Here is a 13,179-nt window from a genome sequence, read left to right on the forward strand (position 1 = left end):
TTTCCTGCTGAACCTATCTCCTTTTCCTACAGACAAAAGTACATGGCCTTATTGCCCTGACCGAGCTGAACGTAACCTGTCAGGCAAAAGCCCGAAACACTCTCTCGCTAGCCAGTAACACTTCAGCTGTGCAACATGGCGCGCGTGTCTCCACAAACGGGAATTCCCTTTATGAAACGTTTTCTTAGCATCGCCATGGCGTTGTGCATCGGCCTGACGATGAGCCTCGACGCCAACGCCAAGCGCTTTGGTGGTGGCAAAAGCGCCGGCGCTGCGCCGACGCACCAGACCAGCCAGATGGCTCCTTCTTCCCCAGGCATGGGCGGCGCTGCGGCGACCGCTGGTGCTGCCGGTGCCGCGGGCGCTGCGGCCAAGGCCGGCGGTGCTTCGAAATGGCTCGGCCCTCTGGCCGGCATCGCGGCCGGTGGCCTGCTCGCTTCCATGTTCATGGGCGGTGGCTTCGAAGGCATGCAGTTCTTCGATATCCTGATCATGGCCGTGATCGCGTTCGTGATCTTCCGCTTCATCGCCGCCCGTCGTCGCAAGCAGCAGGAGCAGTTCGCTCCGGCCGGCGCGCCGATGCAGCGTGAAGTGTTTGAACAGAAACCAGCAGCCATGGGTTCGATCTTCGGTGGTTCGGCCGCGCCTGCTGCCGCCCGTCCGGTGATCAACGCGCCGGCCTGGTTCAACGAACAGCGCTTCCTTGAAGCCGCCCGCAGCCACTTCCAGGCGCTGCAGCAGCACTGGGACGCCAACGAAATGGACAAGATCGCCGAGTTCGTGACTCCGCAGATGTTCGAGTTCCTCAAGCGCGAGCGTGCGGAACTGGGTGATGCGTTCCAGTCCACCTACATCGACAATCTCCAGGTGCAACTGGATGGCGTGGATGACCGTGCGGACAAGACCATTGCCACGCTGACCTTCAGCGGCGTGTCGAAGACTTCGCGTTTCGACCAGCAGGGCGAAGTGTTCAGCGAAAGCTGGAACATGGAACGTCCACAGGGCGACAACCAGCCTTGGCTGGTCGCCGGTATCCGCCAGAACGGCTGATCACCTCCGACGTTTTACCCGCAGTAATGAAAACCCCGGCCTCGGCCGGGGTTTTCTATTTCGCGGTTGCATCTATAGCGAGCTACTGTATAAACCGCCCCATATAAACCGCGCCATTCAAGCAAGAGGATCCCGGACGTGGAAGAAATCATCGAACAACTGCGCGAAGCCAACGAACCCGTACCGGTTCCCCTGGAGTTGCCCGACGAAGACCAGTTGGTGGAAATCGAAGAAGAGCTCTTCATCAACATCCCGTTCGTCTTCAAAGAGTTTTTGCTGACCGTCAGCGACGTGGTTTACGGCAGCCTGGAGCCGGTGACCGTCACCGACCCGCAATCCCACACCTACCTGCCGGACGTTGCCGCCAACGCCTGGGATGCCGGCGTGCCGCGCGACCTGATTCCGATCTGCCAGGACGGTGATGACTACTACTGCGTCGAAGAAGACGGCACCGTGGTGCTGTGGTCGGGCGAAGAAGAACTGATCACCGAAGAGTCCTGGGAATCGGTCTGGCACTGGGCTCGGGACGTCTGGCTGGAAAGCTGAAACGCCCCTCCCCATGGGTGGTCAGTGCCCCGACGGCTCCTTGTGGTTGTCGAGGGTTTCCAGCAAGGCCACCTGCATCCGCGTGTGCACCCGGATGAACCAGCGCCAGAGCAGCGCCGCCACGGCGGCCGCGACCACGGCGATCAGCACCAGCAACTTGTTGGTCGGCAAGATACTGGCCGACAAGGCTGCCAACAGCAGGAAAATCACCAGCAGCGAGATGATCGGGATCACTTCGGCGATCACCCGGCGCACTCGCTGCGTGTGACGCCCGGCCATTTCCGGCTTCACGCCCATCTCCGCCAGCAGCATCGACAGCGCCTTGAGCTTGCGATAGGCCGCGATCAGGAACGGCAACGACACCAGCAACGCCCCGCCCCAGATCAACGCCTTCTGCCAGCTAGGATCGCTGATCCAGTCCTGCATCCAGATCGAGAGGCGCCCGGCAAAGAAAGCGCCGGCAAAGAAGATCGCAATCACCAGCGCCAGATTGATCCCGACCTGCAGCAGGATCCGCCGGATCATCGACGCCAGCATCGCGCCCTCACCCTGCGGCTGAATGCTGCGCAGCCATTCGCCGTACATTCCGAACACTCGACCGAGGCGCTGCGGCATCGCGGCTGACAGCTTGATCGACAGCGGATCGGCAGCCCGGATCAGGTACGGCGTCAGCAACGTGGTAATCACCGAAACCGCCACGGCCACCGGATACAGGAAGTTGCTGGTGACCTGCAGGGTCATCCCCAGCGCCGCGATGATGAAAGAAAATTCGCCAATCTGCGAAAGCCCCATCCCGACCCGCAGTGAGGTGCGTCCGTCATTGCCGGCGATAAACGCCCCGAGGCCGCAGGACAGCATCTTGCCCAGCACCACGGCCACAGTGATCACCGCGATCGGCCACGCGTACTGCAGAAGAATCATCGGGTCGAGCATCAGTCCGATGGCGACGAAGAAGATCGCGCTGAACAGGTCGCGTACCGGCTCGATCAGTCGCTCGATTTTCAGCAGTTGCCGCGACTCGGCCATGATCGCGCCGATCAGGAACGCCCCGAGCACCATGCTGTACTCGAGTTTGACCACCAGCAGGCAGAAGCCGAAGCACAGCCCGAGCACGGTGATCAGCAGCATCTCGTTGCTTTCGAATTTCGCCACGTAGGCCAACAGTCGCGGCACCAGCAGAATGCCGATTACCAGCGCGACGATCATGAACAGCGAGAGCTTGCCGACCGTGGAAAACACTTCGCCGGAGCTCACCGTGCCGCTGACCGCGATGCTCGACAGCAAGGCGATGATGCCGATGCCGAGAATGTCCTCGACGATCAGCACGCCGAAGATCAGCTGCGCGAAGCGCTCATTTTTCATCTTCAGATCGTTGAGCGCCTTGACGATGATGGTGGTCGAGGAAATCGCCAGAATCGCGCCGAGGAACAGCGAATCCATGGTGTTCCAGTCGAACCAGCGGCCGATTTCGTAGCCGATCCAGATCATCAGCACGATTTCGAGAAACGCTGCGATGAAGGCCGTCGCGCCGACCTTGAACAGCTTGCGCAGGCTGAACTCCAGGCCCAGGCAGAACATCAGGAAAATCACCCCCAGCTCGGCGAGGGTCTTGATGGTTTCTTCGTCGTGGATCAGGCCGAATGGCGGTGTGTGCGGGCCGATGATGAAACCGGCGACGATGTAGCCGAGTACTACCGGCTGCTTGAAGCGGTGGAACAGCACGGTCACCACACCTGCGACCAACATGATCACCGCCAGATCCTGAATAAAGCTGATGGCATGCATGGTGTGGGCTCCTTGAATGACGAGGCTCACGCAGGCATGGGAAATGTCTGGGCGAGCTGAGTAAAAATCCGCTTTGGGTGTAGGAATCGCCCTTGGGGAGGCGCTTTTGCAGGGTAACACCGCGACTTCCGGCTGAAAGGCGGTGCAATATATGGAAACAGATCGCTTCGGGCGTGACGGCGGCCAGTTGCCTGGCGTCCCGATAACGGTGCTTTTGAAAAGCGACCAGGCACCCGCAGAGGTGTTTTTTCCAGCAACCCTGCCTTGACCCGTGAGAACGTTATGGAACCCGGAAACGCCCAGCTGTCGATGACGGTACTGATGACCCCCGACATGGCCAACTTCTCTGGCAATGTCCATGGCGGCACCCTGCTCAAATACCTCGACGAAGTGGCCTACGCCTGCGCCAGCCGTTATGCCGGCCGCTACGTGGTGACCCTGTCGGTGGATCAGGTGATTTTCCGCGAGCCGATCCATGTCGGCGAACTGGTGACCTTCCTGGCGTCGGTCAACTACACCGGCAACACTTCGATGGAAGTCGGCATCAAAGTGGTGACCGAGAACATCCGCGAGCGCTCGGTACGCCACACCAACAGCTGCTTCTTCACCATGGTCGCGGTAGACGATCAGCGCAAACCCGCCGCCGTACCGCCGCTGCAACCGCAGAACAGCGAAGACAAGCGCCGCTACATGCAGGCGCAACAACGCCGGCAGATCCGTCAGGAGCTGGAAAAGCGCTATCAGGAAATCAAGGGCGACGCCTGAGATTTTAGCGATCTGACGACCGCTATCGCGAGCAGGCTCGCTCCCACAGGTGATGTTTTATCCGTGGGAGCGAGCCTGCTCGCGATTGAAGCCGACGCGGCATCAGAGGCTGATCGGCGTGGCCTCGAATTTCACCCGCGGATGCGCAATCCGGTCCTGCGCTCGCACCAGCTGCAGCTCGTAACTGGCGCAGGCCTGGGTTTCCAGCAGCACTTCATGCACCGCTGCTGCGGTGAATTCAAACGCCGCCACCAGGCTATCCCCGAGCAGCACGCGCGCCAGAAACAGTCCGGACGTCAGATCGCCCACTCCCACCGGCTGACGCGGAAACGCCAGCAGCGAACGCCGCAGATGCCAGCTGCCCTCGGCGGTCACCAGCAACATTTCAAAGCCATCCGCCGGTTTGCCCGGATAATCCAGATGTTTGACCAGCACCGCTTTCGGCCCACGAGCCAGCAGCGCCCGCGCCATCGCCAGGCAATCGAACAGCGACTGCGGTTTGCGTCCGGAGAAGCTGTCCAGCTCCAACTGGTTCGGGCACATGAAGTCCGCAACGGCAGCGGCTTCTTCCAGCAGGAAATCACTGACTTCAGCAGGAACGCTGCAGCCCTTTTCCGGATGCCCCATCACCGGGTCGCACAGATAAAGGGCTTTCGGGTTGGCCGCCTTGATCCGCTCGATGCCACTGAGAATCGCCCGCCCCTGCGCCGCACTGCCGAGATAGCCGGAAAGCACGGCGTCGCAATTGCCCAGCTCACCGATCGCGGCGATGCCTTCGACCAGTTCGGGGATCCGCTGCGGCGCCAGCACTTCGCCGGCCCACTGGCCGTACTGTGTGTGGTTGGAGAACTGCACCGTATTGAGCGGCCAGACATTTACCCCGACCCGCTGCATCGGAAAAACCGCAGCGCTGTTGCCGGCGTGGCCGAACACCACATGGGACTGGATGGCGAGCAGATGAGGCGTACGTTTCATTCGGGTTTTTCCGTAAAACGATTGAAATTCAAGCCGCGCAGTATGCGACGAAACGCAGCCTGTACGACAGACCGGCGACGCAGTTAAGCTGACGCCATCATTTGGAGTTTCGTGTTGATGCTCACCCTGGAAAACATTTTCGTGCTGATGCTGTTCGCCGTCGCCGGTGCGTGGCTCTGGCACAACCACGGCTTGCGCGAGCGGGCGCTGGAGCGGGTCAAACAGCATTGCGTGAATGTCGGCGTCGAGTTGCTCGACGGTAACGTGGCACTGAAGAAGATCGGCCTGATCAAGGACGCCAGCGGTCGGCGACGTCTGGCCCGGGTCTACAATTTCGAATTTACCGTGACCGGCGAAACCCGACACAACGGCACCATCACTCAATTCGGCGCGCACAGCGCGCAGATTGAACTGGCGCCCTACCCGGCACCATTTGATGACACGCCGCCCGTAGTGGAAGTGACCAAGCCGCGTGGTGAAGTGATCGAGCTGAGCCAGTGGCGTCAGGAACACACCAAGTGGAAGCCTTGAATCAGCTCGCCTGAAGCCGACACCGGGCCAGTCCGGCCTGTAATTCACCGACCGCTTGCGGTTCGTCGAAAATTAGCTCGATTCGGGAATCCTTGCGCCATTCACTGGGCAGCCAGCGGAGCTCGGCATTGTCCAGCGCATTGGCTGACTGCCAGCCGTCCAGGCTGTGAATTACCAGTTTGGCCCGCCGACAGTTCAGGCTTTTTAACCATTGGGTTATCCCCGACACATCGAATACCTGGCTCGGATGCCAGCGCCAACCGATGCTCCAACCACTCTCCTGCGCCTGGCTCAGGCAGATCGGCAACGCCGGATCGCTCCAGATGGCCGGCATCTGCGCCAGCCCTTGGGGCACGATCAACTTATCCACACCTGCTTGCGCCTGCACCTCCAGACCTGGCAACTCGCTCAGCGGCAACATCGCCTGCTGCGTCCAGATCAATCGTACAGACGGCAACTGTCTGGTGATTAGTTCACGCGAGGGCTCGTCGAGGCATTCTGCTTTGTTCAACAGCAGCAAGCCTGCGCTGGACAAGGTTTCCTGCTGCGCGTCCGGCAGCGGTTTGCCCGCGACGAGGGCCTGGGCGTCCAGCACCAGCACGCAAGGTTGTACGGCGAGAACGCCTTGCCACGGTGCCTCGTTCAGCTGCTTCAGCAACTGCGCCGGATGCCCGAGCCCCGAGGGCTCGATGAACAGGCGATCCGGCCGCGCTTTGCGCAACAAACGCCCCAGGCCAATCTGGAACGGCGCACCGTTCACGCAACACAAACAGCCCCCGGCCACTTCGCCCAGTGCGATACCATCGGCGTCGCGGGTCAACAGCGCAGCGTCGAGCCCGATCTGGCCGAACTCGTTGATCAGCACCGCCCAGCGCTCGCCCGCCGGTCGCTGGGCCATGAGATGGCGGATCAGGCTGGTCTTGCCCGCGCCCAAGGGGCCGGCGATGACGTGGGTGGGAATGTTCTGCAACATGATCAAGGTTTTCTGGAGGTCGAAGATGCGGTGGATGGGATGGTGGTTGCTGCTGACGCTGGTGTCGGGCAAGGCGTTGGCCCAGGCCTGCGTGGTGCACAGTCAGGCGGAGCGGCTCGACGTGAAAGTCTGCCAGCAGAACCGCAACATCCCGGAAAAACTGTTCAACGACGGCTTCTGCCAGCCGACCCTGGCCGGGCAGAAAGTCGAGGTTCAATACGTCGGCCAGTGCCCCGCCGGCGCATTCGGCGTGTGCAGCAACGCGCAAGTCGCCAATATGCCTTATCGCCAGGATATCCACTATTACGGCGTGGCCACCGATGCGGCGTATTTGCAGCCCTATTGCGAGGCCCAGGGCCAGGGGAAATGGCTCAAGCCCTGAGGCGCTATCCGAGCCAGTCGAGGGTCAGCATCAGCCGCCGCTCTCCCGGCGCCGGTTGCGGCGAGCGATGGATCAGCCCGAAACCTTCGTTGCCGTGCCATTTCTCGCCCTTGAGCAATGCCACTTCGCCCCGATTCAATTGCTGAATCCGTGACGCTTCCTGCGGCTCGGCTTGCGGCTTTCCCAGTTGCCGACGATCCATCTCTCCTTCCCTTAGCCATTCACTGCCGACACCGGCGTATGTCGTGATCAACCGCACTGGCACATGATCGACGTGAAAACGCGGACACATGGCCTTGTCCAATACCCGCAGGCGCAAGCCGATCCGCCGCGCGCCCAGCAGGCAGGCGAAGGCACTGACCAGCCATTTCAGGTCGGCGATAAACCCTTCGTAGCCTTCCAGATCGCGAAAGCCGCTGGCCAGTCCCGTGAGATCCGGTTCTGCGTCTTCGTCCGGCAATTCCAGGCACAGTGCCTCGGCGTAAGGTTCGTTCAGAGACAGCAACAAGTCCGCAAATTCGGCAATGTGCAGCGGAAGCTGGCGTTGCCAGACCGCGAGGTTGATTTCATCGTCGAGTATGTTTGCCAGCGCCTGAGGGGTCTGGCCGAGCGATTGATGACGTGTACTGCCTGGCAGCGGTTTCAGGGCGAGCATCAGGCCACCTCGTCGTGCCAGGAGCCAAAAGGATCGCGCAGTTGTAGCCAGCCTTGAGTACCGAGCGCCATTTCGGCGTCGGTCAGCAGGCAATCATCGAGTTCCGACGATAGCTGTGCGAAATCGATGTTCTGCCCAATAAACACCAGCTCCTGACGACAATCGCCTACGCTGGCGATCCAGTTTTCCATGATCGCGGCGGTACTTTCCTGATCCTGCGGCCACTGTTCTTTTGGCACGAAGCGCCACCAGCGCCCGGCGAAACCGTGGCGCATCAGGCCACCTGCCTGGGACCAGCTGCCGGCGTCGGTGGGTTTGCTGGCCAGCCAGAAGAAGCCTTTGGAGCGCAGCAGTTTGCCGTTTACCCAAGGGCGATCGATGAAGTCGAAGAAACGCTGCGGATGAAAGGGCCGGCGTGCCCGATAAGCCGTGGATGCGATGCCGTACTCCTCGGTTTCTGGCACATGTTCGCCACGCAGTTCCTGTAGCCAGCCCGGGGCCTGGGCGGCCTTTTCGAAGTCGAAACGACCGGTATTGAGAATCTTCGCCAGCGGTACTTCACCCATGACCATCGGGATGATCTCAGCCTGAGCGTTGAGGCGTCTGAGAATGGCCATCAACTCCTCCCGCTCGCGGCTGCTGATCAAGTCGATCTTGCTGATCAACAGGACGTCGGCGAACTCGATCTGTTCGATCAGCAGATCGGTGATCGAGCGCTCATCTTCTTCACCGAGGAATTCGCCACGGGAGGCGAGGTTTTCGGCGGCCTGGTAGTCCGGCAGGAAGTTCATGCCATCGACTACAGTGACCATGGTGTCGAGGCGAGCGATGTCGGCGAGGCTTTGTCCCTGCTCATCACGGAAGGTGAATGTCTCGGCCACGGGTAACGGCTCGGAGATTCCAGTGGATTCGATCAGCAGGTAATCGAAGCGGCCTTCACGAGCCAACTGGCTGACCTCTTCAAGCAGGTCTTCACGTAACGTACAGCAGATACAGCCATTGCTCATCTGCACGAGCTTCTCTTCTGCACGATTCAGGCTGACATCACGCTGGACTTCGCCGCCATCGATGTTGATCTCGCTCATATCGTTAACGATAACGGCCACGCGCAGATCGTCTCTGTTACGTAGTACGTAATTCAAAAGTGTACTTTTTCCGGCGCCGAGAAAGCCGGACAAAACGGTCACGGGAAGTCGGGAAGACATTGGATAAACCTCATCAGACGGTCGCTAAACAGCGCTGGAGGCTCTCAGGGGCCTGCGTTCTTGGACTTCGATGAGATCACCAGGGAAGCGGACGCTTGAAATGGAAGCCACGGAAAGCCTTGTCCGATTAATGTTATAGCATAACAACAAAATCAATCCACTCTCTTCTTGCCCAAAGTGACAAAGGGCCCGAAGCTGTAATCAGGTCGTCGCCGAGTTATGTCATGAAAACCGCGTTGAAATACTCGTTTATCTGCCTGGCATTGCTGACGCTGAATGCCGAAGCACAAGTGCCGGGGCTCGCCAATTGCACGCGCAGCGCAAATCTATTGGCGTGCATCGATGGCAACGGCAACGCCTATAGCGTCAACACCGTCGGCAGCACGATTTACCTTCGTGGATTCGAGAAGGCGGGCAAACGCTACTGGGCACAAACCAACAGCCGCTACGGGCAACTGACGTTCTTCACCGGCATCGCTTCCGATGGGGAAGCCTGGGTTGGCTACAACCGGCGAGTGGGCTGGACGACGATCAATCGGTTCTCCAGCTCAGGCGGCAGCAGTGTGAAGTTCACCTGCAGCCGGATCACTGGCTGCTAAACCTGCGATCCTTTCTGCTCTTGTTGCCAGGCCATGTAGCTGTCGACAGGCGGATTCTTCTGGAAGTAGCGCTGCAAGCCCTCAAACAAACCGTCTGCCACGGCCTGCTGATGACGCGCCGTCACCAGGCGCTGACTGTCCCGTGCGTTGGAAATGAACCCGGTTTCCACCAGGATTGACGGCACATCCGGCGATTTCAGTACGGCAAATCCAGCCTGTTCCACGCGCTTTTGGTGCAGCGTGGTGATGCCGGCCAAGCTACCCAGCACTGTGCTTCCGAGTTGCAAACTGGCGGCGATGGTTGCGTTCATCGACATGTCGAGGATCACGCCAGCGAGCATCGGATCCTTGTCCTTGAGATTGAGCAGGCTGGTCGCGCCGAGCAGATCCACACCGTTCTCACGCTGCGCCATGAACCGCGCGGTGGCGGATGTAGCGCCGCCCTCGGACAGACAATACACCGACGCCCCAGAAGCCGTCAGACGCGGTGCAGCATCGGCGTGCACCGAGATGAACATATCGGCCTTGTGCTGACGCGCAATCTCCACACGCTTGCGCAACGGGACGAAGAAATCGTCGTTACGAACCAGCTTCACATCAAATCCTTTCTCTCGTTTAAGCCGACGTGCGAGTAGTTGTGCAATAGACAAAACCACATCCTTTTCCCGCTCGCCTTTGGCGCCGATTGCACCCGGATCTTTTCCGCCATGACCAGGGTCGACCACCACCATGATGTCGCGCTTGGGGTGGGATTTTTCCTGGGGTGTTTCACGTGGAACGCTCGGAGGCAGCCCCGATGATGCGCTCATCAAGTCCAAAACCAGGCGATGTCCTTGCCCATCTTGAGGCGCCAACAAAAATGAGTTGAGCTGAACCGGGCTGCTTAGATCCAGCACGATCCGGGTGTTCCCTTGGCCAAAATGGCCGGAGCGGATCGAATGAATAGGGGTGCCGGATAACGCCAACTGGCTGAAATCCCCACTCAGGCTGGCGCCGCTCAAATCGATGATCAACCGCTCCGGCGCACTCAAGGTGAAGGTCTTGTAGCTCACAGGACCACTCAGATCGAACACCAGCCGAAGCTTGTCATCCGAACGCCAAAGCCGCGCATTGCGTATCTGCGTGGCGGACACCGAAAAAGGCAAAACAAAGGCCGCGCTGGCCAGCATCAGGTTGAGCAAGTGGCGTCTGTGCATATGAAAGCCTGTTCATGAAAAAGGCATCGTGGTTTGAATTGTTATAATGTAACATCAAATTCAATCACCATGATGGAACTGCTCATGAACGCGCTGACTTTGCCGGATGTCGCGGCTCAAGCCGCCCGCCAGGCCCTGCCTCTCGAATGGGTGGGGATGTGCGGCATCGCATTACCTGTATTTATCGAAGGCCAACGCTTGGCTGCCAAAGCGGATGCAGGCGTCAGCCTGGATGATGGAGACGCACGCGGCATTCACATGTCACGGCTCTATCTTGGGCTGGAAGCGCTGGAGCAGCAGAACCTTTCTCCTGCTGTTTTACGCCAGGTCCTACAGCGTTTCCTCGACAGCCACGAAGATCTGTCCGAAACCGCTTATCTGAATATCCAAACTGATTTGTTGCTGAGAAGGTCGGCATTGGTCAGTCCTTTGGCGGGGTGGAAAACCTATCCCGTCACCGTTTCAGCCCAGCTAAAAAACAAAGTGTTCCACGTGGAACTGAAAATCGACGTCGCGTATTCCTCAACTTGCCCCTGTTCCGCAGCATTGGCGAGGCAGTTGATCCAGCAACAATTTGTCGACGACTTTGCCAACAAACCACTGCAACACGCCGATGTGTTGGCGTGGTTAGGCTCGACCCAAGGCATCGTGGCCACACCTCACAGCCAGCGAAGTACTGCCCAGCTACATTTGCACCTGGATGAATTCGTCGACGAACTACCGCTGACATCCATCATCAACGACGCCGAAGCAGCCCTCGGCACCGCCGTACAAACCGCCGTAAAGCGCGCCGACGAACAAGCCTTCGCCCTCGCCAATGGCCAGAACCTGATGTTCTGCGAAGACGCCGCCCGACGCCTGAACCTGGCACTGCGCCGCTCACCCGGTGTCAGCGAATTCCACGTACGAGTCATCCACGCCGAAAGCCTTCATGCTCACGACGCCGTCGCCGAGAGTCATTGGCGCCGGGAGCAGCCATGATTCGCTGCCACAACCTGAGCTGGGGAATACCCGGCCAACCGCTCACTGCACCGCTCAACCTGAGGTTGGAAAGCGGCAGCCTGACGGCAATCATCGGCGTCAACGGCAGCGGCAAAAGCAGCCTGCTTAAAGTCATCGCCGGTCTACAGCGACCGCTGGCCGGCAAGGTCGAGTTGGGTGTTCCACGCCAAAGCGGTTTGTCCTTCCTGCCTCAGCAACAGCATCTGGATCGACAGTTCCCGATCAGTCTTCAAGAGTTGGTGGCCGCCGGTTTCTGGGGACGTCGACTGTCCTCGCAACTGAGAGCCCAACGTCTCGAATCCGCACTGGAAGACTGGCACCTGAGCGGACTGGAACATCGCCCCCTGATGGCCCTCTCCGGCGGGGAACTGCAACGCGCCCTGCTCGCCCGATTGAGTCTGGCAGACACACCGTTGCTGCTGCTCGACGAACCACACGCCGCACTCGACGAACTGGGTCAGACATTGTTGTGGCAACACCTTCACGCCTGGCATGAACAAGGACGCACCTTGCTCGTGGTTTGCCATGACCTTGCCGCCGTGCGCCAACACATTCCACAGACCTTGCTGATCAAACAGAGCGGCTGCGCATTCGGCAGCAGCGTCGATCTCATCCAGCAAACACCTCACACGCAGGTGGCCTGATGCTGACGCTCAGCCATTTATGGCAACCGTTCCACGAGTTCGTTTTCATGCGCCGGGCCCTGCTCGGCGGTCTGGTCCTGGCGTGCAGCACGGCACCACTGGGCGTGTTTCTGATCCTGCGCCGAATGAGCCTGATTGGTGACGCCGTTGCCCACGGCATCCTCCCCGGCGCCGCGTTGGGGTTCTGGTTCGCCGGGCTGAGTCTGCCGGCGCTGACACTCGGCGGACTCGGTGCCGGCCTGAGCATGGCCGGACTCGCCGCGTGGATTACCCGACGCACCGGCCTGCGCGAAGACGCCAGCCTCGCGGCCATCTATCCCATCTCGCTGGCCAGCGGCGTGCTGATTCTGGGGATCGCCGGCAAGCGACTCGATTTGCTGCACCTGCTATTCGGCTCCGCACTGGCGGTTGACGGCCCGACCCTCCACGGCATGTTGTGGGTATCGGCGCTCAGCCTGATGGCCATGGCGCTGATCTATAAACCGTTGCTGCTCGACACGCTCGATCCGTTTTTCCTGCGCACGGTCAGCCGGCTTGGCCCCGTCGCCCACGGCGTGTTCCTCACGCTGGTGGTGCTCAATCTGGTGATCGGTTTCCAGGCCATCGGCGCCTTGATGGTGGTCGGACTGATGATGCTGCCCGCCGCCGCTTCACGCTTCTGGAGCCGACGCCTGCCGATCCTGATTGCCATCGCCGCGCTCATCGGTTGCGCATCGGTATGGCTCGGCCTGTTGCTGTCGTTCTACTACTCGCTGCCCAGCGGCCCGGCCATCGTGTTGGTCGCCGGTGGCGGTTACCTGTTATCCGTGGTGTTCGGACCGGTTCACGGTCTGTTGCGCCGCCCGCCTTTGCTCACATCCCAATGAGGTGT

General features: G+C 60.0%; 15 protein-coding genes. 9 read left to right on the top strand and 6 right to left on the bottom strand.

The window, feature by feature from the left end; genetic code table 11:
* Positions 1 to 171 precede the first annotated feature (171 nt).
* Complete coding sequence (locus tag EIY71_RS08880; RefSeq protein ID WP_085653924.1) at positions 172 to 1,050, top strand: Tim44 domain-containing protein; 879 nt, start codon at positions 172 to 174, stop codon at positions 1,048 to 1,050.
* A gap of 138 nt (positions 1,051 to 1,188) precedes the next feature.
* Positions 1,189 to 1,596 carry an SMI1/KNR4 family protein gene (locus tag EIY71_RS08885; RefSeq protein ID WP_007954245.1) on the top strand — a complete coding sequence of 136 codons (408 nt, stop codon included), beginning with the start codon at positions 1,189 to 1,191 and terminating at the stop codon, positions 1,594 to 1,596.
* Positions 1,597 to 1,617: 21 nt separating this feature from the next.
* Here the strand turns inward: EIY71_RS08885 and EIY71_RS08890 are convergent, their stop codons facing one another.
* Complete coding sequence (locus EIY71_RS08890) at positions 1,618 to 3,381, bottom strand: cation:proton antiporter (protein ID WP_134021412.1); 1,764 nt, start codon at positions 3,379 to 3,381, stop codon at positions 1,618 to 1,620.
* A gap of 282 nt (positions 3,382 to 3,663) precedes the next feature.
* Here EIY71_RS08890 and EIY71_RS08895 point away from each other — a divergent pair, with 282 nt between their 5' ends.
* Positions 3,664 to 4,146, top strand: a complete 483-nt coding sequence (locus tag EIY71_RS08895) for an acyl-CoA thioesterase (RefSeq protein ID WP_003229693.1) — start codon at positions 3,664 to 3,666, stop codon at positions 4,144 to 4,146.
* Positions 4,147 to 4,248: 102 nt separating this feature from the next.
* On the opposite strand, the gene pdxY is transcribed toward EIY71_RS08895, so the two are convergent.
* The gene (gene pdxY / locus EIY71_RS08900; protein ID WP_134021415.1) at positions 4,249 to 5,121 is read right to left on the bottom strand and encodes a pyridoxal kinase PdxY; all 873 of its coding nucleotides are present in this window, start codon (positions 5,119 to 5,121) and stop codon (positions 4,249 to 4,251) included.
* 117 nt (positions 5,122 to 5,238) lie between these two features.
* Between pdxY and EIY71_RS08905 the strand changes: the two genes are divergently transcribed.
* Positions 5,239 to 5,652: a DUF3301 domain-containing protein gene (locus tag EIY71_RS08905; protein WP_007954242.1), complete on the top strand. Its 414-nt coding sequence runs from the start codon at positions 5,239 to 5,241 to the stop codon at positions 5,650 to 5,652.
* A gap of 1 nt (position 5,653) precedes the next feature.
* Here EIY71_RS08905 and EIY71_RS08910 read toward each other — a convergent pair whose 3' ends face one another.
* Positions 5,654 to 6,625, bottom strand: a complete 972-nt coding sequence (locus EIY71_RS08910) for a GTP-binding protein (protein ID WP_129972448.1) — start codon at positions 6,623 to 6,625, stop codon at positions 5,654 to 5,656.
* 25 nt (positions 6,626 to 6,650) lie between these two features.
* On the opposite strand from EIY71_RS08910, the gene EIY71_RS08915 reads away from it, so the two are divergent.
* Entirely contained in the window at positions 6,651 to 7,007 is a 357-nt protein-coding gene (locus EIY71_RS08915) for an NADH:ubiquinone oxidoreductase (protein WP_129972449.1), read from the top strand.
* 4 nt (positions 7,008 to 7,011) lie between these two features.
* On the opposite strand, the gene EIY71_RS08920 is transcribed toward EIY71_RS08915, so the two are convergent.
* Both EIY71_RS08920 and zigA read right to left on the bottom strand, forming a co-directional pair.
* A complete protein-coding gene (locus EIY71_RS08920) occupies positions 7,012 to 7,662 on the bottom strand; it encodes a DUF1826 domain-containing protein (protein WP_134021418.1) in 651 nt (216 codons plus the stop codon).
* Positions 7,662 to 8,867, bottom strand: a complete 1,206-nt coding sequence (gene zigA / locus EIY71_RS08925; RefSeq protein ID WP_134021421.1) for a zinc metallochaperone GTPase ZigA — start codon at positions 8,865 to 8,867, stop codon at positions 7,662 to 7,664. Before zigA ends, EIY71_RS08920 begins: the two co-directional genes overlap by 1 nt.
* Before the next feature lie 224 nt (positions 8,868 to 9,091).
* Here zigA and EIY71_RS08930 point away from each other — a divergent pair, with 224 nt between their 5' ends.
* Positions 9,092 to 9,466, top strand: a complete 375-nt coding sequence (locus EIY71_RS08930) for a glutamine synthetase (RefSeq protein ID WP_134021424.1) — start codon at positions 9,092 to 9,094, stop codon at positions 9,464 to 9,466.
* Here the strand turns inward: EIY71_RS08930 and EIY71_RS08935 are convergent.
* Positions 9,463 to 10,662, bottom strand: a complete 1,200-nt coding sequence (locus tag EIY71_RS08935) for an N-acetylmuramoyl-L-alanine amidase (protein WP_134021427.1) — start codon at positions 10,660 to 10,662, stop codon at positions 9,463 to 9,465. The two genes, EIY71_RS08930 and EIY71_RS08935, sit on opposite strands and share 4 nt — an antisense overlap.
* 84 nt (positions 10,663 to 10,746) lie before the next feature.
* Here EIY71_RS08935 and folE2 point away from each other — a divergent pair, with 84 nt between their 5' ends.
* Genes folE2 through EIY71_RS08950 form a run of 3 tightly spaced genes read left to right on the top strand, consistent with a single transcriptional unit; the run spans position 10,747 to position 13,174 of the window.
* Positions 10,747 to 11,643, top strand: coding sequence for a GTP cyclohydrolase FolE2 (gene folE2 / locus EIY71_RS08940; RefSeq protein WP_134021430.1), 897 nt, complete (start codon positions 10,747 to 10,749; stop codon positions 11,641 to 11,643).
* A complete protein-coding gene (locus tag EIY71_RS08945; RefSeq protein ID WP_134021433.1) occupies positions 11,640 to 12,308 on the top strand; it encodes a metal ABC transporter ATP-binding protein in 669 nt (222 codons plus the stop codon). Before folE2 ends, EIY71_RS08945 begins: the two co-directional genes overlap by 4 nt.
* On the top strand, positions 12,308 to 13,174 hold the full coding sequence (locus tag EIY71_RS08950; RefSeq protein ID WP_129972453.1) for a metal ABC transporter permease: 867 nt from the start codon (positions 12,308 to 12,310) through the stop codon (positions 13,172 to 13,174). The genes EIY71_RS08945 and EIY71_RS08950 overlap by 1 nt, the downstream gene beginning before the upstream one ends.
* The last annotated feature ends 5 nt before the right edge of the window (positions 13,175 to 13,179 follow it).

The organism is Pseudomonas sp. CH235 (assembly GCF_004368175.1).
GTDB lineage: Bacteria > Pseudomonadota > Gammaproteobacteria > Pseudomonadales > Pseudomonadaceae > Aquipseudomonas > Aquipseudomonas paraglycinae.